This window comes from Xylanibacter oryzae DSM 17970 (genome assembly GCF_000585355.1).
Lineage (GTDB): Bacteria > Bacteroidota > Bacteroidia > Bacteroidales > Bacteroidaceae > Prevotella > Prevotella oryzae.
Genome location: NZ_KK073873.1, coordinates 2,478,752 through 2,501,298 on the forward strand (window position 1 = coordinate 2,478,752; position 22,547 = coordinate 2,501,298).

The following is a 22,547-nucleotide window of genomic DNA, read 5'->3' on the forward strand; positions in this document are numbered from 1 at the left end:
TGATATTAATTATAATATTGCAGCAAATATATAAATTTAATTCCATAAATGCAAGATAGAGCTGTCGTTTGTCAGAAATTAGCGTGTATTTTGGAATAAATTAGAACTGTTAATCGTAATTAACTTAAATTAAACACAAATAGTATATTTTCTTTCATATATTTGCAAAAAGGATTGATTAACTATAAATAAATTGTGAATACCTTACTAATAAGGTGACAACCATTAATTATATAAAATAATTGTAAATGAAGAAGAGAAATTTATATATATTACCTTTTCTATTTCTAGGATTACTAGTTACTAGCTGCTCAATGGGAGATGTTTATGATGCTAATGCCAACAAAAAAGCATCTGAAGCCAACTTTGTTTCAAAATTCGGTGACATCGCACCTGATCAAAATTGGATTAATATCAACAAATACACTGCAAACATAACCGTTAAGCTTGGAATCGATGCAAATTATACTGTTGGTATCTTTGATAAGAATCCTTTGTATAGCAAAAACTACAGTACAATAGTAACTGGAAATGTTGCGGAAGGGAGTACCTTCTCTACAGCTTTTGAGGGATCTAATTCTAAGATGTATTATATTGGTGTATATGATTCAAAAGGTAGAGAAATAGTAAAATCAGATACTATAAAAGATGGAATTCTAAATAGTGTAATAGGTGAGACCCTTTCATCTAAAAGTAAAGCTGCTACACGATCTAACTTCAGTGGTGTTTCAACAGATCCTACAGCCTATCAGATAAGTGAATCAAAATTTATACCATCGTCCATTTATAATAATAATTATTATGACGTGACGAATATTCCTTCTTATAATTTGCTCAGTATGGATAAAATCAATTATAATACTTATCCTTTTAGTTATTATTATGGTGACGGCAAACATTATGTAATTCCGGCCGGGGCAACAGTTAAAGCCAATCTAGACTATAGCCAGTCGAAAGATGGCAACTGCGTAATACTTGTAAATGGTACATGGGAAGTGCCATATTCTATTAACTTCTCAAATAATCAAATTATACTAGTAGCTGAAGGCGGAAAAATAATATTCGATGGAGATGCTCATTTCAATAGCGGTGCTCACTTCATGAACAAAGGTTCTATTGAAACTAAGACAGGAACAATATACATTGAGAATTGGTCTGGTGATGAAGCAGATTGTTACAACTCAGGAACTATGACCTTAAATAACGGTGGACTATCTGTTGCCGGAAATAACTCACAATTATATAACAAAGGTACAATGACTATGAAGTACCTTGATGCTAGAGGGAATTGTACATTTACAAATTTTGGAAATATCACCGCTTTATCTACATCTATGTTATACTATAATACATCGGGGCAAGGTACTGCTGCTTCTAATTTCAATTTTATAAATTGCTGTTATGCTAATATAAGTGCTGCCGGCATATACGATTTGATTTTATGCAATAATTCTCGTCTTGATTGTCCAACAGGAATTTATACAGGAGGAGGAAATGGCGGAATAATAATAGAAGGAGATCACTCTGTAATATCTGCAGGAGACTGGATAGATAACGGAGGATCATTCTACGGCCCAAATGAAATTAGCAATGCAGCCGTCTTTAAATTTACAGGTTCTATTTTAGAAAATAATGCTGGAGCTTTTTCAACTTTAGGATATCTTTATTACGATGGAACTTTTGATGAAACTCAGATACAAGTTAGAGGTATACTTAATAAGGATCCATGGTATCATCCTACAATCAATTATATAAAATACACTACTTCTGAAAGTACATCCGCTATAAGCATTCCTAAAGGAGATTGCACTGGGTCAGGATACAACCCGAATAACAACGGTGGAGATATACCTAAAACAGACCCAGCATATACTATAGCTTTTGAAGATTTAGGTTCAACAGACGATTTCGACTTTAATGATATTGTATTATACGTATATCCTTATACACAGTCACAAAAGATGAAAGTAGACCTTGTTGCAGCTGGAGGTATAATGCCTATTGACATATACTTTGGTACTACTAAGCTATTCACAAAGAATGATGGCAAGATAACTAACACTACGACAAGAGGTAATGTTATCGCATCCCAGTCTGATATACCATTACCAAGTGGTTTTACATTAACTAATAGCGACTATGCATCTTTATTCAGCATTAAAGTGAATGGTGCCAGTTCTACATATGACATAAGTACTAACAAAGTAACAGGTATGGCTCCTCAGGCTATAGTTATAGCCGGTAAATGGGATTGGCCTCTAGAACGAGTACCAATAGATAACGCCTATCCAAAATTCCTTAATTGGGTAAAAGATAAAACAGTAGACTGGGTTACACAACACGATGTCTCAAAATGTATTCAGTAATTCATAAACTTATAAAACACTAGAGGGTATGCATTTGCATATCCTCTTTTTGTATGAAAAAAGAAAAAATAATGCATTTTCTTTTGGTTATTTCTAGCTTTGCTGTAACTTTGCACGTTATATGGTACTGAATTATATTTGGATCGCTTTTTTTGTCATCGCTTTCGTTATAGCGCTTGTCAAACTGATTTTTATGGGAGATTTTTCTGTCTTCCCGGATATTATGAATTCGACATTCGATTCAGCAAAGACTGCATTCGAGATATCCTTAGGACTTACAGGTGTATTGTCTCTGTGGCTTGGTATAATGAAGATAGGTGAAAAGGGAGGCGTAATAAATGTGCTTGCAAGGATTTTAAGTCCTGTATTTTGCAAACTATTCCCTGACATTCCTAAAGGTCACCCTGTTACAGGTTCAATTTTTATGAACATCGCAGCCAACATGCTAGGGCTTGACAATGCAGCGACTCCATTAGGTCTGAAAGCTATGGAACAGTTACAAGAGCTAAATCCAAAGAAAGATACGGCGACTAATCCTATGATTATGTTCCTCGTTCTCAACACATCAGGCCTTACCATAATACCTGTAAGTATAATGGTATACCGTGCTCAGATGGGTGCAGCTCAACCTACAGATATATTCATACCTGTTCTGCTTGCTACATTTTTTTCAACACTTACTGGCATCATAGTTACAAGTATCTATCAGCGTATCAATCTCTTTAACAAGGTTATGCTGTGCACTCTTGGAGGGCTATGCCTATTAGTTGCCGGCATAATATGGGGATTCGGGCAATTGGATAAAGACCAGATGAACATTGTGAGTACCACGATAGCGAACATACTGCTTATGACAATTATAGTATCCTTCATTCTGGCAGGTGTACGCAAAAAGATAAATGTATACGATGCTTTTATTGAAGGTGCTAAAGACGGATTTTCGACAGCTGTAAGAATAATACCTTATCTTATTGCAATACTTGTAGGAATAGGAGTATTCCGTGCATCAGGAGCAATGGATATGCTTACAGGCGGTATAAAATGGTGTGTACAAGCATGTGGTGGAAACACAGATTTCGTTGGTGCAATACCAACAGCTCTAATGAAACCTCTATCAGGAAGCGGTGCGCGCGGCATGATGGTAGATGCAATGAAAACTTATGGAGCAGACTCTTTTGTAGGCCGACTTAGTTGTATATTTCAGGGTTCAACAGATACAACGTTTTACATTTTAGCAGTATATTTCGGAAGTGTCAACGTACGTTACACGCGTCATGCTGTTGCGTGTGGACTATTAACCGATCTTGCCGGAGTCATTGCCGCTATATCCATCGCATATATGTTTTTTGGACGTTAATAGATATTAGTATTGAAATAATTAAAATAAAAATATGGCAAACTTAAAGTCACTTGCTAAAGATACCGCTATATATGGTATGTCGAGCATTGTAGGACGTTTTCTTAGTTATCTTCTTGTGCCGATACACACGGCGAAACTATCAGCAGCTAGCGGCGGCTACGGTGTTATAACGAACCTATATGCCTACACGGCACTGCTTCTCGTAATACTTACATATGGTATGGAGACCACTTTCTTCCGCTATGCCAATAAATCTAAGGAGAATCCAGAAAGGGTTTACTCTACAATATTAATTTCGGTTGGTTTTACCTCATTACTCTTTGTAGCTCTGGTATTCCTTTTCTTACCACAGATAGCAAGTTTCATGGGGTACTCAGACCATCCTTCATATATTTGGGTAATGGCAATAACTGTCGCTTTGGATTCATTCCAATGTGTCCCCTTTGTATATCTTAGATACAAAAAACGTCCTATCAAGTTTGCCACACTAAAATTGCTTTTCATTTTCATGAGTCTCTTGCTAAATATATTGTACTTCATCATTTTACCTGACTTGTACAAGTCTAACCCCGATTTGATAGGCAAAATTTACGATCCCACAGTAGGTGCAGGATATGCCTTTTACATAAATCTAGTTTGTACAGGTTCAATTACTTTCTGTTTCTACAAAGAATTTAAGGGGTTCAAATACGTTTTCGACAAGGCTCTTATGAAGAGAATGATGTCTTATAGCTGGCCTATACTTATACTTGGCATTGCTGGCATATTAAACCAGACTGCAGATAGAATTTTATTCCCATATATATACAAGGGTTCTGACATGAAGATGCAACTTGGTATATACGGTGCTGCAAGTAAGATAGCCATGATAATGGCCCTTATTACCCAAGCATTCAGATATGCTTACGAGCCTTTTGTATTTGGCAAAGCTAATGAAAATGACAACCGTGAAACGTATGCCAAAGTAATGAAATATTTCGTTATATTCACCCTTTTTGCTTATCTTGTGGTAATAGGATACATGCATATTCTTAAATATATTGTAGGACGTGACTATTGGGAAGGTCTACGTGTTGTACCTATTGTAATGATTGGGACAATAATGTATGGCATATACTTTAACCTTTCTTTCTGGTATAAGCTAATAGATAAAACCATATGGGGAGCTTATTTCTCGGGAATAGGATGTACAGTACTGATAATAAGCAATATTATATTTGTACCACGTTTTGGATATATGGCTTGTGCATGGTCTGGAATAACAGGTTATGGAACATCTATGCTAATATCATATTTTGTTGGGCAGAAAATGTATCGCATAAACTACCCTATTGCAGAAATGATGAAATATGTAGTACTATCTATACTATTAAATGTTGGCATGTATTTCTCTAACAAGTACCTTGCTCCTTTAGGAGCTATTGGTATAAATACCGTACTTATTTTTATCTTCGCGACCTACATTGTAAAGAAAGACTTTCCTTTATCAGGAATTCCAGTAGTAGGTAAATACTTTAAACACTAAAGGTTATTTTAATATATATGAAAAGATTATCAATTATAATTCTAGCCTTTATGGCTGTAATTATGGCTAAGGCTGATGAGGGAATGTGGACCCTCTATAACCTTCCACAGGCTGTGTATGAGCAAATGAAAGCAGAAGGGCTCCAGATGCCTTACGATCAATTATACAACAACAATAATGCATTAAAAAACGCTGTAGTTAATTTCAGTGGATATTGCACAGGTGTTGTTGTATCTCCCGACGGACTTGTCTTTACTAACCACCACTGTGGTTTCGAAGCAATACGCAGTCATTCTACAGTACAGAATGATTATATGTTGAATGGATTTTGTGCCAAGACACAGACTGATGAACTACCAAACGATGGAATGTTCGTAAGTTTTATGATCTCGCAGAAGGATGTTACAGACCGCATCAACACTCCGGCTTTTCAGAAGATGAGCAATATGGAGAAGGAAAAGGCTATAGACTCTATTGAGAATGTATTAAGTGATTCTGTGAGCAAGGCTGATTCTACGATGTATGCAGAGGTAAAACCTTTCTATGAAGGAAACAAATACTATATGACAGTATATCAGACATTCCATGACTTACGCCTAGTATTTGCACCAACTAAGTCTATGGGCAAATTTGGTGGCGAGACAGACAACTGGATGTGGCCACGCCAAACTTGCGATTTCAGCGTGTTCCGTATCTATGCAGACCCTAAAACAAATGGTCCTGCTGCTTATAGTAAAGACAATGTTCCTTATCATCCCGCTGTTTGGGCCCCCGTTTCCACACAAGGATACAAAGATGGCGACTATGCCATGATTATGGGATATCCAGGAGGTACCGAGCGTTACCTTTCTTCTTATGGAATAAAAGAGATGCGTGATGCAGATAATACCCCTCGCGTGCAGGTCAGAGATATAAAGCAAGCCATTATGAAGAAATATATGGTTGCTGATGAAGCTATACGCATTAAATATGATTCAAAATTTGCCCATAGTGCAAACTACTGGAAGAATAGCATCGGGATGAACAAATGCATAGACAGTCTTGAGATTATTCCACAGAAACAAGCTTATGAGAAGAAAATAAAGGCATATGTAGACTCTACTGGCTATCTTAAGGGTATACTTAATTTCGACAAGATGTCTAATTGGTATTCTCAGCGATTCGAACACGAACGTGCTCTCACATTTTGGGTCGAAACATTCCGTCGTGGTGCAGATTTCGCTTCAAGAGCATATGAGGTAAGTCAGAGTCAAAGAAAGGCTTTAAATAACAAAGACAACAGGAAATTCATAGTATATCCTGATATAACAGATACTTATGATGAAAATGTTGATAAAGAGATGCTTTTAGCCACACTGCAGAACTATGACAAGCAGGTCAGACCGGAATATCTTCCTGAGCTATACAATACCATTAAGGATGAGTTCAAAGGCGACTATGCAAAATATGTTGATTTTCTTTATAGCAAATCTAATATTATGAAGAAAAACATAAAGATATATATCAATAAGAAAAGTACAAAGAAAGACCCAGGATATATTATGGGTTGCCAACTTAATGATTATATAAGTGCAGAAAAGAACAAGATTGCTAGTATCAATGATTCTATAGACAATCAAGAACGATACCTATGCGCTGCAATATTACGTATGGAACAGGATTTACCTCACTACAGCGATGCGAACTTCACTATGCGTTTAACTTACGGACAGGTAGGTGGATATAATATGGGCAACCACAACTCCGGATATTACACAGATGCAGAGAGTGTGCTTAAAAAGATGGAAAAAGGTTCTGATAATCCAGACTATTTTGCAGAACAGCAAATACAATCAATGCTAAAGTCAAATGACTTTGGGGATTATAAAGATAAAACAAGCAACAAAATGCAGCTATGCTTCCTCACTAATAATGATATTACAGGTGGCAACAGTGGTAGTCCTGTATTCAATGGCAAAGGAGAACTTATTGGTTTGGCCTTTGACGGAAACTGGGATGCGCTGAGCAGTGACATCCACTTTGACAAAAAGTTGGCACGTACTATATGTGTAGATATCCGTTATGTCCTGTATATGATGGACAAATGGGGACATGCCGACAGACTTATAAATGAAATAAAGAAATAAAGAATACACTAATAAGAAAATGTCCCAACCAAAAAGGCTGGGACATTTTTTATGTCAAAGACTTACTATATAAGTCTACTTATCTACATTATTTCTTTCTTGGTTTTCTTCTAGCCCAACCTTCTTCAGAGAAATCAGGTTCTTCGTCCTTGAATTTGACATTATCATTACCCTTGAAGAACTGACGCCAATCTCCTTTATTTTCGTCCTTGCTAGTAGCATCTGGCTTGTTACCGCCATCTCTGCGATCTCCACGACGGCCTCTACGGTCACCATTGCGAGCACTATCTCCTGCACGATCTCCACGACGGCCTCTACCCATATTAGATCTGCTTGAATCTTCAGCATCGTTACAACGTACATCACGGCCCTTAAAATCTGAGCCATTAAGCGCATTCATAACCTTGTCAGCATCCTTTTCAGGTACTTCTATATATGATATCTTATTCAATAAGTCTATATGACCGATATCCTGATGACCATTAACATTCTTATTAATGAACTGCATCACTTCTCCGGGATAGAATCCATCAGCTTTACCTACACTAAGAAACAATCGCTTGTATCCTGCTTCAGCCTTATGACTGCCACCACCACGGGGGCCTCTACTTCCGCCACGATCACCTCTATCACCTCTATCACCTCTGTCATTACGATCACCACGTCTTCTGTCACCACGCTCAGAACCAAAACGGTCTCCCTTGCCAGAGGCTTTCTCTATCTCAGGAGCATTAGCATAATAAGAAAGGAAACGGCCAAATTCAAGACTTACAATTTTTTTGAGAATGTCTTCTTTGTCCATAAACTCGAAATGGCGAGTTATTTCGTCCATAAATGGAGCGATTTCTTCTTCATTTACATCAGCTTTCTCTATCTGATCCATCACCTTATACAGCTGTTTAGAACAGATTTCCTTAGATGTAGGTATTGTTCCTTCAACGAAGTCCTTACCTATCTCGCGTTCAATTGCACGCATCTTACCCTTCTCACGTGTATGGATAATTGCGATACTTGTACCCTTCTTACCTGCACGGCCTGTTCGACCACTACGGTGAGTGTAACTTTCTATATCGTCAGGCAATCCATAGTTGATGACATGCGTAAGGTCATTTACATCCAGTCCACGTGCGGCAACATCTGTAGCCACAAGTATCTGAACTACATGTTCACGGAACTTCTGCATAGTGGTATCACGCTGTTGCTGAGATAAGTCACCATGCAAGGCTTCTGCGTTATATCCATCACGTATAAGTTTATCTGCTATCTCCTGTGTATCACGTTTTGTACGGCAGAATACGATTGCAAAAATACGTGGATTAAAATCTACTATACGTTTTAGAGCTAGATATTTATCTTTAGCATTAACCATATAATATACATGATTTACGCTCTCAGCGCCCTCATTACGGCTACCTACTACTATCTCTTTAGGATCATTCAGATAGTTGTGTGCTATCTTCTCTATTTCCTTACTCATAGTTGCAGAAAACAGCAATGTGTTTCTATCTCTTGGAACACCCTTTAGTATCTCATCGATACTTTCAGAAAATCCCATATTAAGCATCTCATCAGCCTCATCTAGCACTACATTATTAACAGCGCCCAACTTAGCTTCGCCACGCTTCATAAGGTCTATAAGACGTCCAGGAGTTGCTACTATGATTTGTACTCCATGTCTTAGGGCATGAATCTGTGTATCAATAGAAGCACCGCCGTAAACGGCAAGTACATGCATTCCATTCATATACTTAGAATAATCATTAAGATCATCTGCAATCTGGAGGCATAATTCACGTGTAGGACTCAAAACAATAGCTTGAGTTTCTCTACGTGTAGAGTCGACTTTCTGTAGCAGAGGCAATCCATAAGCAGCAGTTTTACCTGTGCCGGTCTGAGCCAAAGCTATTACATCATTACCATTTCCTAATAAATAAGGGATTACTTCTTCTTGTACGGGCATTGGGTTCTCATAACCCATTTCACTAATAGCGTGACGAATCTCTTCGCTTACGCCTAATTCTTCAAATGTTTTCAAATTAACTTTTTTATGTAAATATTGCTTTCCCTCCACCATGGAGGTAGCATAAAGCGGGCAATTTGAAAACCTTCCCAACCATACAATGGTTCTCGCTGCCCGGCATTTATTCCTGATTTGGGGTGCAAAGGTACATATAATTATGCACATATCAAAATTATGCGCAATATATTTTGTGTTTTTAGCAAAAATAGGTAACTTCGCGGCATGAAAAAGATTGCAGTATTTTGTTCAGCTAATAATAATATCGACCCTATATTTGCTGAAAAGACTAAGGAATTGGGTGAATGGATTGGTAAAAATAGCTATACATTGGTAAATGGCGGATGCGACCTGGGCCTTATGGAGAGTACCGCACAGGCTGTTCACGAAAATGGTGGACGGGTTATTGGTGTTGTGCCATCAAAAATAGAGAAAAATGGTCATATAAGCAAATTCTTAGATGTTGAGATTCCATGCGAAGATCTCTCTGACCGCAAACAACTTATGATTGTTCAGAGTGATATTATAATTGCTTTGCCTGGAGGCTTAGGTACTCTGGATGAAATTTTCACTGTTGCCGCATCAGCTACTATAGGATATACCAACAAAAAGGTTATTCTTTATAACATAAATGGATTTTGGGATGATCTTTTAGTTATGCTGGAAGGTATGGAAAAAAGCAAATTTATGCGCGAACCTGTATCTGAACATATCGTGAATGCGAAGACATTTGAAGAATTATGCAATTTGATTGAGAATTCGTAGATATTTTTTCTGAATAGGTATACATATTTATAACAATTAATGTGTATACCTATTTAGAGTTATAACGAAGAGTAATTCACAGTCAGAGATTCAGCCTATTATTCTCCGGCTATCAGTTTCCTCTGTCCGACAATACCAGCCCAATACAATAGGTTTTATTTTTCAATTTCAAGTTTATTTGCTATCCATGATATATATCCGCCTTGCAAATCTACTACATTAAACCCTTTAGCGGCAAGATTATGCGCAGCCAGATTGCTACGATGACCACTACGACAGTAAACATAAATAGTTTTGGTTTTATCAAGTTGGTTTGCTCCATTATTAAACGATGTACTGTCTAGCCAATCTAACTGATGAGATCCTTTTAGGTGTCCGGCAACAAATTCAGCATTAGTGCGTACATCTAAGAGATATGCATCTTTATCAAGATGTAAACGTGAGTTGAACTCCTGAGCCGGGACAACTTCAACCTTGCGCTTCGACTTCTTTTGTGCATACGCGGTACCTATGAAGACACCCATAGCAGCGATTATAATAAAGACCTTTCTTGATAATTTCATAATCTGTTCATATTAATAAGTCCATAAATATAAAGCTCCGCATACTATTTTTTTATGACCACAATCTTTTTCTCAGCCATCTCATTAGCATACTCGTCCTCTCCTACTTCTTTTATTCTTCTGATGCAAGCCTCACGATCTGATCTGAATACAAATGAGAACACTTTAGTGAAAAAGTTATTAAACTTCTTACAGTCATGTGGATTCATACTGCATGCTGCACACGAGTTATTACCATTCGACATACAACATGCACGAACTTTACACCACGCAGCCTTCTCATTTTTTCTGCAGCCAAGACACTTACCACTAATATACTTACGACATGAGCCACAATACAGCCCACAATAGGCTATCAAATCTTTATCAACTTTTATTTCTTTATTCTCCATATTATTATGCAAATATAATATTAATAAAATTAGTTTCCAAATATTAAGTCAAAAAATAGGCTGTGAAAATATCACCACAGCCTATTACTAATTATACTATAGGAACATATATTTCACTTTCCAGCTTATTAGGATCTGTACATTCAGGATCATTGAGATAAATTTCAAAACCGGGGCGGGCATCTATCTGATACCCTCCATCTGGTATATACTTACCATATATAGTATCATATACTTCATCAAGTTTGTCATAAGATCCTTGATATTTATATGCGGCATACTTGCCACCGGCTATTTCCTTAACTCCTATTTCACCTTTTGGTTCCATTTTGAAAGGTAATGCCAAACATATATCTGCTCTCTGTTTATCACTTTCCGTGACTTTAGGGTCATCATGATATATACCAATATGGGCAATTTTACCTTCTATAAGCATCTGATGTATTATATTAGACTTATCAGTAGAGCCACATATTCTTTCCATTTCATCTTTGAACTTTCCTGATGTACTTACATACTGCCATAACTTTCGCCATGCCATACCATAATCATTTTTCTTGTAGTCACCTATAAGGCAGATATATATTGCCTGTCTAGGCTCCAAATTAATGATTCTTTCACTTAACTCCAGACCGGGATTGATTTTTAACGGTTTCATAATTGTGTACGTTTTATTGTTTTTATAATCTGTAGGTGTGATGTCATAGAACTGCTTGAAGGCTTTTGACAGAGAAGAAGGCACATCATATCCTACGCTATAAGCTATTTCTTGAACAGACATATCGGTATACCGTAATAGTCGGGCTGCAGTCTCGACTCTCACTCTTGTAATAAATGCCCCGATAGGTTCGCCAAGGAATGCCTTTAAGATGCGATGGAAATGATAAGGCGAGAAGTTGGAAATGCCGGCCAACACTTCCAAATCGATATCATCGGCCAAATGATTGTTTATGTACTCGACGATAATGTTTATCCTCCTCGAATAGTCCTCTCTTGTTGATAGTCTTTGTTGCATAATTTTTCTTTTATATCACGAGTGCAAAGATAGCTAGAGTCGTATTTATACACTTGTCCAATCTTGCTAACTTCATATTATTCGATGCAAAGATAATACAAAAGTAAATGTTTAGCTATCTTTTTATTATCCAAAAGCATTGAGTTTGACTACTCGGAGCATAACTTTAATGATGTAAAAGCTATGCTCCGAGTAGTCAAACTCAATGCTTTTCGCAGTAAAAACAGACCTAAAAATGAGTTAAAGGCATTACTTTTCACATCTCTAATTACACTATTTTAGTGATATCCAGGTGATCTATTAACGAAATAAATACCACAATACCACTATCTTCATAAGTCACTGAATACAAAAGATATACAAAGCAACCAACATAACGTTTTTACCACAAAATACCACTCATATACCACTCTGAAGGTAGAGTGGTATATGAGTGGCATTTTGTGGCATTTCAATACAATGTAAAAGCCCATAAACACAGAGGTAGTGGTATAGTGGTATTATTTATAAAAAAATCAAACGATCTACTGTTGATGACATTGAAAAATGCCTAGTATAAACGCTCAAAGTACCAACTAATTGAATAATAATCTACAAAGGGGGATCTTTAATATATCACAGCCTCTAAAAAAGTATTTTTAATACATAAGATAAATTAACTCAAAAATATATATTATGCATCATGCTTTCTAATATTTATTCTTATCTTTGCGACAATTCAAATTTCATCATTGAGATTTATAGTAAATAGATAATACAAATCTGTGTCGTGACTATCTTAATATGGTTACATACAATCGAAATAATTGATAAGAATCTTACTTTATGTTTTTAGAAAAATTTTTTGAAGGCTCAGTAAAGACTTTCCCTAATAATAAGGCAATTGAAGAAGGTGAAAAACAGTATACCTATCTTGAGGCTGAAAAGAAAGCAAACAAACTGGCCAACTATCTTAAGGGACTTTCAATAGGTCCTGAAGATAAAGTTACGATATTATTGCCACGTTGTGCAGAGGTAACAATCTCAATGCTTGGAATACTAAAGGCCGGCGCAGCGTATATTCCACTAGATCCGGAAATTCCTGCCGACAGAGTTAACTTTATAATGGAGGATGCTGACGCCAAACTACTAATCACATCCGATGAAATACTAGATAGAATAGGAGGGCAACTATCGTCATTTCCTATATTTAACATAGACAAACAAACAGCAGAACTTGATAACTACCCCGACACAAAACCAATTGTAGAAGGACGTAGTGAAGACAATTTGTGCTATATGATATACACATCTGGAACCACCGGTAAACCTAAAGGTGTGTTATTGATGCACAAAAACGCCGTGACATACGTAAACGGAGCACGGAAAATATACCCCATAAACGAAACTGATAGAGCCCTACAGGGATTTTCTGTATCTTTCGACGCGTCAGTTGAAGAAATATGGGTGCCATTATCAGCAGGAGCCACACTTGTGATTGGAACATTCGACATTATGCGCTCCGGCGACAGGTTCTCATCAATACTTCAAGGTCTTGGCATCACATTCCTATCATGCGCACCTACGCTGTTGTCAATGGTAAAAGATGATATCCCAAATCTCAGAATTTTGATATTCGGTGGTGAGGTATGCTCTCGCGACATAGCCAATCGATGGTGTAAAGAGGGCCGTATGGTGTACAACACTTACGGTCCTACAGAAGCTACTGTCATCGCCACCTACTCCATTCTCAAACCATGCGAAGAAGTAACGATTGGTAAAGCACTAGACGGATATGACGTACTCTTGGTAGATGACGACATGAATGTTATCGACGAGATAGACAAAGAAGGTGAAATACTAATTGGTGGTGACAGCATAGCCAGGGGTTACCTAAATCGAGACGACCTCACTGCAAAGAAATTCATCACCACCGAACGCTACTGCGGCAAAATGAAGCGATATTATCGCACAGGCGATTTGGCTAAATATAACAAAGACAAGGAATTCCTTTTCATCGGTCGTGCCGACGCTCAAGTGAAAGTACGCGGATTCCGTGTAGAACTCGCTGAGATAGAAGGACTGCTCATGCAGGACGAGGCCGTACAAACTGCAGCAGTAACACTTGACAAAGATACTCAGCAATTAGCAGCCTTCGTGGTGCTACGCGCAGGAAAAACAATAGATCGTGCTGTGATTGCAAAGCAATTCAGATTATTGCTACCATATTACATGATTCCATCTACACTTGACGTAATAGACAAACTTCCGATGACATCTAGTCAGAAGATAGACCGCAAACGTCTACCGTCGCCAAAGATACCTCTGAGCTTTTCTAGAGACAGAAACATTATACAGCCTTCAACACCTCTAGAGAAGGCTATGGTTAAAGTAATAGCCAAAAACATAAACCGTGATGACATATCCATGGACGACCATTTCTTCAATGATTTGGGAGGACATTCACTACTCGCTGCCATTGTAGTTTCTGAAATGAGAGAACAGAAGATGTTTGAAAACATGTCAGTGGTAGATGTATACAAATATCCGATACTTTCAGATCTTGCGAAAGAACTAGAGAAAAAACGTCCTACAAAAGACGAGAAAAAAGAGGAACGTGATATATACAAAGTTACTACATTGAACTATTATCTTTGTTCACTATGTCAGGGTATATCACTTGTATTCCTAACTTTACTATTTGGACTAGAATGGTTGGGACCATTCTTCATCTATTCATATTTCTATTCAGCCGATTACGGTGTATTATACTCAATATATGTGAGTCTATTCTCCTACTTCCTTATACTACCTTGCCTCACTGTCTTTTCTATAATATTCAAATGGATAGTACTCGGTAGGATCCGTCCGGGGAAATACAAGCTTTGGGGTAGTTATTACTTCCGTTTCTGGATTGTAGGCAAAGTTACAGCTATCTGCCCTGTAATATACTTCACGGGCACATCCATAATGAACTGGTTCCTGAGGTTTATGGGTGCAAAGGTAGGAAACAACTGCTATATCAATACATCTGCCATCGACACATTCGATTTAGTAAAGATAGGTGACAATGTGAGCATTTGCACCGATACGCACCTAAGAGGATATACCATAGAAGACGGTTGGCTCAAAATAGGCACTATAGAACTTGAAGACAATGCTTTTGTAGGTACTCGTTGCTGCCTAGCTCATAATTCAAAGATGAGTAAAAACAGTTCGATAGAAGACCTTACTCTGGTACCAGAAGGCACTACTATACCTGAGAACGAAAATTGGGGTGGTTCGCCTCCTACCAAAATCGGGATAAACGAAAAGAAAGATACCATTAAGCTTTGGTCTCCTAAATTCACTTTACTGTCATTGGCATGTGTATTCATCATACCACTTGTCACTATGGTGGCATTCTTCCCTGGTATGTTGGCAGTAGCCCACATCAACTATGTATCAAGCATATGGAGTTTCGCATGGATAACACTATTAATCGGCTTATCATTCGTGGTGCTACTAACAGTAATTATCGCATTATTTAAATGGTTGCTTCTTGGCAATATAAAAGAGGGACGCTACAAAGTAAACAGTCTCTTCTATTATAAGAAATGGTTTTTTGACCAACTGATGAAACTAAGTTTGCAGGTTATTGGCACTCTTTACACGACGCTATATCTACAAAAATGGTTCAAGATGTTGGGTGTAAAGATGGGTAAACGCGTGGAGATATCAACCGTGGAGTTTATCTCTCCAGACTTACTGGTTACTGGAGACGAATGTTTCCTAGCCGACTCTGTATCGGTGGGTGCATCGTATGTACGTAACGGTTATATAGAGATAGCAAAAACATATATAGGAAACCGTACATTCGTAGGCAACAGTGCCGTACTGAGCCCTGGAACCAAAATAGGAGACGATGTCCTCGTTGGCGTTCTTTCAAAGATGAAGGAAGAAGACCTACCTGTAAAAGACGGGACAAATTGGTTTGGATCACCTGCAGTGTTCCTTCCACGAAGAGACATAAACCACGACTTTTCGTCAGAACGCACTTACAAGCCTTCAAAAAAATTATTTTTCTACCGCTATTTTATTGAATTTTTCCGTGTTATTCTACCATCAACCTTCTTTATTTTCATGGCAGGTATCATCACCGACGTAACTTCTCGTATGCAGATTGAGAGAGATCTTAGTGAACTATTATTATGGTTCCCTCTTCTCTATATAGGCGCATCAATAATCGGTATATTTGTAACAGCACTGCTAAAATGGATAATTGTTGGAAAGTATGTACCACAAAACAAACCTTTATGGAGTGGATTTGTATGGCGTAGTGAACTTATAACCGGTCTGTATGAGAATTTCTTAGTGCTATTTTGCATCAATATCCTTACAGGTACACCATTTATAAAATATCCACTTAGACTGCTAGGTTGTAAAATAGGTAAACGCACATGTATATTTACGACACAGATAACAGAATTCGACCTCATACATGTGGATGATTATACTGCCCTTAATGACAATTGTACAATGCAGACCCACCTATTTGAAGACCGCGTCATGAAGATGTCGTATGTCACTATGGAAGAGAACTGCTCTGTTGGTGGTATGTCTGTTGTGCTTTACGATTCGAAGATGGAGAAAAATGCCATACTTGACCCATTGTCTGTACTTATGAAGAATGAAACACTGTCTGCAGACAACAGATATATTGGTGCTCCGGCAAAAAAAGTATAAATTTTTAAGGCGTGCTATAGATGGCACGCCTTAATTGAATCAACTTAGATATTCTTTCTATATAGATATTTTCTTTCCTATATAGAACACATACCCATAATACTGTTTGTACTTGGAATATAATTCCGCTTCATGGCGTTGATACTTAATCAAGTTCTCGGCAGTAGGGTTGCCTGGATAATTTCTTAGAAAGATCTCCTGTGCACCCTTTTGTGGAGTATAGAAATTATCTGTCCAACATTCTTCTGGAAGTATAAACGTGGCCACTGGAATATATCCTGCTGCCTGCATTTGCTTCACCTTATTAGGTATCGTGTCTATTTCAGAATACGCCTCATTCCAGAACTTATCTATCTCTTCAGGGCGGTTCTCTGTAAACCATGATGCTTCTGTCACAGCAACATAACCTCCGGTCTTGATAAACTTACGCCAATATTCCAGACCGTGTTTAAAGCCAATGTTATAGATAGCGCCCTCGCACCATATTACATCAAACTCGCTTTCTGAAAAAGGTAGTTCGTCCATAGAGCCTACAATACCGTTAACTCTGTCGGATAACTTAAGATTAGCGAAACGATTTCTGAGTTTATCAATAAATGTGGGAAATAGATCCAAGGCAGTAATACGGCCCTTTATATTCTGTGCCAAGGTAGCAGTCTGCCCACCTGTACCGCAACCTAGGTCAGCTATTTTACTATCTTCAGTAAGCCCATCGATAAAGCTGAGAGCCAGCTTCGTCATCTCCTCACTTCCGGGGCCCTGGCGTTCTATACTTGAGAAATATTCACATAGTAAACTGAAATCAAAATCATAGATTGTTTGTTCTTTATCATTATTCATGACGTTAAAATTTTATTGTAAATATATAATGTAATTATTCTCAGACACTTGTATGTACCTGAGAAACCTTAGGGATAACCTATAACCAAATGGTCATAAGGTTATTTACTTTACAATATCCAAATTTGTTTTTAACATCCGGTGGCAAAGATACAAATTTACATTGATTATATCAAATTTCCTTGCTGTTTTTATTTTAAAGTAAACATCCAATCACCTTCTGACTCATCTATTTTGAATCCATCATATTCAAATAGTTTAAGAAGTTGAATATTTGTAATCCGTTCCTTAAGAATATATCGTGTCATAGCTCCTCTACACATTTTGGTATAAATGACTATCGTCTTAAGTTTTCCGTTCCTCTCTATCTTAAATTCAGGCGTAACGATAGTAACCTCCTTCTTAACCCTCTTCCAGTCAAATAGATTACGCATTTCGTCACTTGCCAAATTAACAAGTATACCATCATCTGCCTTAATCTTTCTGATGAACCAATCTGTAAGAATAGGTTTCCAAAAGTCGAACATTGACTTACCATCATTTTCAGGTAGCACAATATTTCCTTCCAGTCTGTATTTATTGACAATATCAAGCGGACGAAGAAGTCCATAAAGAAAAGAACTTATTAGCAGATGATCGTTGGCATATCTCAGTTCATCATCCGAAAAAGTTTCAGGTGCAAGTTTTTGAAATACCATACCATCATAACAGAATACAGCAGGCTCTCTATTCTCTTTTGTATGAAATGTCTGAAACCTATGCCAATTTTCTGCTGCTATTTCATGATTTACATGTAGCATATCCTGCAATTCATCCACTGAATAAGCAACCATCTGCATGGCATTGTCATTTGCCTGCAACTGAAATGACGGTTTTGTAATATAAGGAATCTCCTTTGGAGCCTTTCCCGTCATTATCTTAGCGCAAGATATCAGAATCTGCATCGCTCTATTATAAAGACTCTACACTAACAGCTGTACCACTTGCTGTGACCATAAGCATGCTGCCATTACTACCTACAGTTTCGTAGTCAAGATCTATGCCAACAATAGCATTAGCACCCAATGCAGAAGCACGTTCACTCATTTCCTTCAAAGCTACATCCTTTGCCTCGCGAAGTACATTTTCATAAGATGAAGAGCGTCCACCTACTATATCACGTATACCGGCAAAAAAGTCACGGAATATGTTAGCACCAATTATTGTCTCGCCTGTCACAACACCATAATAGTTTGTGATTCTTTTACCTTCTAAGGTTGGAGTTGTTGATAAAATCATAATTCTTTATTTTAAGTTCAAACTAAGTTTTTCATCTAACCATCCTAAGATGAAGCCATCATGTGTAAATCCCTGCATGTGACCATCATTAGGATATACCTTATACTGTTTCTCAGACTTAATAAGATTGAATGCAGAAAAACCGACATGTGCAGGGCAATCATCATCAAACAATGCCGTAGTAAATAATACAGGACACGTTATCTTCGGAGCAAACGAACGTGTATCAATAAGGTCTTGAATATCCAGTACTTTATCAAAAGAACATGGATTATGATAGTAAGCCAAATCGTTTTTGAGTTCTGTTTGACATGTTGTGCGTATTTTTATCTGATGGCGCATATCACATGGGAAAGGATCAAAATATGCGCAAGCAGCTATTCGTCCAGAACATAAAGCAGCTGTAGCGAGTGTAAGTCCACCACCCTGACTACCACCTTTTACAGCTATACGATTGCTGTCCACTTCTTCACGATTACAAAGAAAATCTACAGCTCTGACACAGTCCATATATATACCGCGATAAGATAAGCTATCTTTATCGTACAACTTATATCCCCATATACCAGGCAATCCAAATCCGGGATTAAATACATCGGCACTTATACCATGACCTCTAACGCATAGAGCCAACTCAATTCTGTTAGTGTCATCATTGAGCATACCATCTATATTTTCAAATCCCCATCCGTAACCAGGCACCTGCAACACTGCATGATGTTTTCCAGAGGTACGTGGAACAAAATAATAACCACGAATGGTAATATTACCTAAAGACTTCATTTCAACGATATAAACATCTCTCTTACTTTTGCGACAAAGTGAGTCAACTTTATACATTTTATAATCAGGTGCTATTGCCGACAATTCTGATTTAGCTCTATTCCAATAATCATCGAATCCATCAGCAACAGTATTGCTACAATTAATCTCTTCAGGCTTAACAGCCATCCATTGTGCATCTCCACTATAACCCTTGCCATGCATCATTGCTACTATCTGATAAAAACCAGCCTTGCTACATATTCCATTTAGATTTAGATTAATAACAGAATCCTTACTATTCACGGTAATAGTACTGTCTAGTATTAATTTATGAAAATCATTCTCTATATTAATTTTTATGCAAGTATTCTTTGTCGTAAGATAATGCAAGTTAATGTATCTATTATTTTTGAGACATACATGATCTTCTGTAGGTAACGATATTTTTAAATACTCTACATTATGATCTGCTATTGGCTTAATAGCAATAGTAGTATTGCTTACTCCACCAGTATATCCTAAAGATGAACAATTTAATACAATTTTGTTTTTACCTTTAAGCAAAATATTCTTACCTATATTGAAACTTTCAACAAGAGTATTATTCTGTAGATGTCGATTCTTTATGCTTTTGGCAATGGTATGCCCATTTATTATTATACTATTTATATCACAAACCATCCTAACGTACAACACATATCCAGATTTTAAATTGGGTATATCAAAACTACTAGACAATTGACAATCACCGTCACCGGCAAAATATCCTTGCCTTTCCCAAGATAGCAAGGTACTTATCGATGAGTTTTGTTTAGCCATGCGTGATGTGAAACAAGAATTATTCTTAAAAGAAATGTTCCATTTCATCGGCAGGAAGTTCTGAGCACTAACATTTAGTGTTATTAATGTGATCAGGACAGCTAGGATACTTGTTTTTCTCATAATAAATTACATTAGAATTTACCTGCCAGTCGTTTCCCCTTATTCAGAAGGCCAACAGGAACAGAAGTTTTCTTTCTCGTTCCGGATAATACTAATTTACCGATTGTTTTAAATCCGGAATAACCAAGGATCTCTTTCATTGCATGCAATGTATTTGTTGTCTCACGACATATAAAACTAAACGGCCATATGGTTGTGCATGCTGTTACTATTACTGCTTTTTTACCCTTATGAAGAGGTATTGGAAATCCAGTTTTAGGTTCATCCATCATTGATGGTACAATGCGGTCGAATACAAGTTTCATCTGTCCACTCATATTACCCCAATAGACAGGTGTACCTAAAATCATAGCATCACAATTGTCAACTTCATTTGCAATTATATGGCCATCATCCTGTGGCAGAACACATTTGCCGGTTTTACGACAACACATACAGCCTGTACAAGGATGAACCTTAAGATCATTAACATCAAACCAATGAATTTCAGCACCTTCTATATTATCTGATACGGAATGAAGCATTTTAGCCACATTACCATTCTTACGGGGGCTCCCATTAATTACCAATACTCTCATTTGTACTTTTAAGATTATTTACGCTACAAATATAGTAAAAAATTCTATTCATCAATTAAAAACTAATCCTATTCTGAATGAAATAGAATTATGATTCAATTTTTCTGCAAATTCCGATTCATAATACTCATTCTCGTATGTCTTTAATCTCTCTAAATTTTGTATTTCATATCCAATAGAAAACGTAAGTGCCAGATTACGATTCAGCGAATGTTGAATTCCGAAAGACGGATTCATATAAAGTCCACCATTTGATTTTCTAGCAAAATCAAATCCATATCCTATCTGATATTCAATATAGGGAATTAGGGAATGCTTTCTTGAAAAAACATATTTTACATCTCCATAAACTGGCATAAGCGTTTTTTCATAAAAAGACAACCCCGTACCAGCTCCTACTGCCAAATGACTATTAATATTGTACAGGCCTGCAGCATGCCATTCAAATGGAGTATATGATGGAACACTTATAGATTTTGATAAAGAGATATCACTTGTTAAAGAAAATCTATTACTTTGCTGTGCATTAATCGACAGCAAAGTAAAAAATAGTATTATTATTAAAAAAGATCTTTTCATTGTATGCTTATTGTTATGTTTTTGACTATATGCAATGCCGTTGTTAATCCCGACATATCAGTATATAAATTCCCAGATGTTCCATCAGGACTGCTATGCCCTATCAGTTTAGCCTCAAATGTTTTCTTACCTGAAGACAAATCCACATCTGCGGAATATACAACAGCAGGCTGACCACTGCCATCTTTACCACCTGAATAGTTTGCATCACCCTCCTTTGCTGACTTTGGATAATAATCATTAAAATCGGTGGAATGGTTTATTTCAATTTTGACAACGAACTTTTTCAATTTATCAGTAGGTCTTAATTTTACATTAAAACTTCCATGAGGAGTAGCCCCTGTCATTCCGTCTACTAGAGGATGATCCTTTGTTGGAAGGTAAAGTCCATCACTATATTTCACACCACGAGAATAACACCAATACGGAAGAGCTTCTTTTCTTCTATTACCATTATTCATTTGCCATGATTGAGTAGCTATCTTATATGTCGCATATACAGTAGACACATAATGACCGGATGTATCTTCAATCCAAATAGCTATCTGAGGTGGATTTTTCTTTTTAAGACCAAGAAACAAGGGGAAATCATGAAGCCACTCATCTCCCTGTTCAATACTAACTTTTACATCACCACTTGAGTAGTCTACTAAATTATCCTGACAAGAAAAAAATCCCATAAAACTCAAGATAATCAATGTCATAATTATCATTTTTCTCATTTTTATATTA

17 protein-coding genes are annotated in these 22,547 nt (G+C 37.1%); 6 read left to right on the plus strand and 11 right to left on the minus strand.

What is annotated here, in order from left to right:
* The first annotated feature begins 248 nt into the window (after positions 1–248).
* From XYLOR_RS10080 to XYLOR_RS10095, 4 genes are all read left to right on the plus strand, one after another.
* The gene (locus XYLOR_RS10080) at positions 249–2,366 is read left to right on the plus strand and encodes a DUF4842 domain-containing protein (RefSeq protein ID WP_084608596.1); all 2,118 of its coding nucleotides are present in this window, start codon (positions 249–251) and stop codon (positions 2,364–2,366) included.
* A gap of 121 nt (positions 2,367–2,487) precedes the next feature.
* Positions 2,488–3,723 (plus strand): spore maturation protein, encoded by a 1,236-nt coding sequence (locus XYLOR_RS10085; RefSeq protein ID WP_036879078.1) that lies wholly within the window; start codon positions 2,488–2,490, stop codon positions 3,721–3,723.
* A 34-nt stretch (positions 3,724–3,757) separates the two neighbouring features.
* Positions 3,758–5,251 carry a lipopolysaccharide biosynthesis protein gene (locus XYLOR_RS10090; protein WP_036879080.1) on the plus strand — a complete coding sequence of 498 codons (1,494 nt, stop codon included), beginning with the start codon at positions 3,758–3,760 and terminating at the stop codon, positions 5,249–5,251.
* Positions 5,252–5,268: 17 nt separating this feature from the next.
* On the plus strand, positions 5,269–7,377 hold the full coding sequence (locus tag XYLOR_RS10095) for a S46 family peptidase (RefSeq protein WP_036879083.1): 2,109 nt from the start codon (positions 5,269–5,271) through the stop codon (positions 7,375–7,377).
* Positions 7,378–7,465: 88 nt separating this feature from the next.
* Here XYLOR_RS10095 and XYLOR_RS10100 read toward each other — a convergent pair whose 3' ends face one another.
* Complete coding sequence (locus XYLOR_RS10100) at positions 7,466–9,412, minus strand: DEAD/DEAH box helicase (RefSeq protein WP_036881015.1); 1,947 nt, start codon at positions 9,410–9,412, stop codon at positions 7,466–7,468.
* Positions 9,413–9,619: 207 nt separating this feature from the next.
* On the opposite strand from XYLOR_RS10100, the gene XYLOR_RS10105 reads away from it, so the two are divergent.
* The gene (locus tag XYLOR_RS10105) at positions 9,620–10,159 is read left to right on the plus strand and encodes an LOG family protein (RefSeq protein WP_036879086.1); all 540 of its coding nucleotides are present in this window, start codon (positions 9,620–9,622) and stop codon (positions 10,157–10,159) included.
* A 155-nt stretch (positions 10,160–10,314) separates the two neighbouring features.
* Here the strand turns inward: XYLOR_RS10105 and XYLOR_RS10110 are convergent, their stop codons facing one another.
* The 3 genes from XYLOR_RS10110 to XYLOR_RS10120 all read right to left on the minus strand — a co-directional run bounded on the left by XYLOR_RS10110 (position 10,315) and on the right by XYLOR_RS10120 (position 12,129).
* Positions 10,315–10,722: a rhodanese-like domain-containing protein gene (locus XYLOR_RS10110; protein WP_051508967.1), complete on the minus strand. Its 408-nt coding sequence runs from the start codon at positions 10,720–10,722 to the stop codon at positions 10,315–10,317.
* A 44-nt stretch (positions 10,723–10,766) separates the two neighbouring features.
* Complete coding sequence (locus XYLOR_RS10115; RefSeq protein ID WP_051508968.1) at positions 10,767–11,114, minus strand: DUF3795 domain-containing protein; 348 nt, start codon at positions 11,112–11,114, stop codon at positions 10,767–10,769.
* Positions 11,115–11,205: 91 nt separating this feature from the next.
* Positions 11,206–12,129, minus strand: a complete 924-nt coding sequence (locus XYLOR_RS10120) for an AraC family transcriptional regulator (RefSeq protein ID WP_036879087.1) — start codon at positions 12,127–12,129, stop codon at positions 11,206–11,208.
* 825 nt (positions 12,130–12,954) lie between these two features.
* Here XYLOR_RS10120 and XYLOR_RS10125 point away from each other — a divergent pair.
* Positions 12,955–16,833, plus strand: coding sequence for a Pls/PosA family non-ribosomal peptide synthetase (locus XYLOR_RS10125; protein ID WP_036879091.1), 3,879 nt, complete (start codon positions 12,955–12,957; stop codon positions 16,831–16,833).
* 57 nt (positions 16,834–16,890) lie between these two features.
* On the opposite strand, the gene XYLOR_RS10130 is transcribed toward XYLOR_RS10125, so the two are convergent.
* The 7 genes from XYLOR_RS10130 to XYLOR_RS10160 form a co-directional block, all read right to left on the minus strand.
* Positions 16,891–17,673, minus strand: coding sequence for an SAM-dependent methyltransferase (locus XYLOR_RS10130; RefSeq protein ID WP_036879094.1), 783 nt, complete (start codon positions 17,671–17,673; stop codon positions 16,891–16,893).
* 191 nt (positions 17,674–17,864) lie between these two features.
* Positions 17,865–18,617 carry a YaaA family protein gene (locus tag XYLOR_RS10135; protein ID WP_036879097.1) on the minus strand — a complete coding sequence of 251 codons (753 nt, stop codon included), beginning with the start codon at positions 18,615–18,617 and terminating at the stop codon, positions 17,865–17,867.
* Between the two features lie 7 nt (positions 18,618–18,624).
* A complete protein-coding gene (locus XYLOR_RS10140; protein WP_036879100.1) occupies positions 18,625–18,951 on the minus strand; it encodes a heavy metal-binding domain-containing protein in 327 nt (108 codons plus the stop codon).
* Positions 18,952–18,957: 6 nt separating this feature from the next.
* The gene (locus tag XYLOR_RS10145; RefSeq protein WP_084608597.1) at positions 18,958–20,658 is read right to left on the minus strand and encodes an acetylxylan esterase; all 1,701 of its coding nucleotides are present in this window, start codon (positions 20,656–20,658) and stop codon (positions 18,958–18,960) included.
* Between the two features lie 11 nt (positions 20,659–20,669).
* Complete coding sequence (locus XYLOR_RS10150) at positions 20,670–21,236, minus strand: flavodoxin family protein (protein WP_036879106.1); 567 nt, start codon at positions 21,234–21,236, stop codon at positions 20,670–20,672.
* Positions 21,237–21,287: 51 nt separating this feature from the next.
* Positions 21,288–21,815: a hypothetical protein gene (locus XYLOR_RS10155; RefSeq protein ID WP_036879110.1), complete on the minus strand. Its 528-nt coding sequence runs from the start codon at positions 21,813–21,815 to the stop codon at positions 21,288–21,290.
* On the minus strand, positions 21,812–22,537 hold the full coding sequence (locus XYLOR_RS10160) for a T9SS type B sorting domain-containing protein (RefSeq protein ID WP_036879111.1): 726 nt from the start codon (positions 22,535–22,537) through the stop codon (positions 21,812–21,814). The genes XYLOR_RS10155 and XYLOR_RS10160 overlap by 4 nt, the downstream gene beginning before the upstream one ends.
* Between the last annotated feature and the right edge of the window lie 10 nt (positions 22,538–22,547).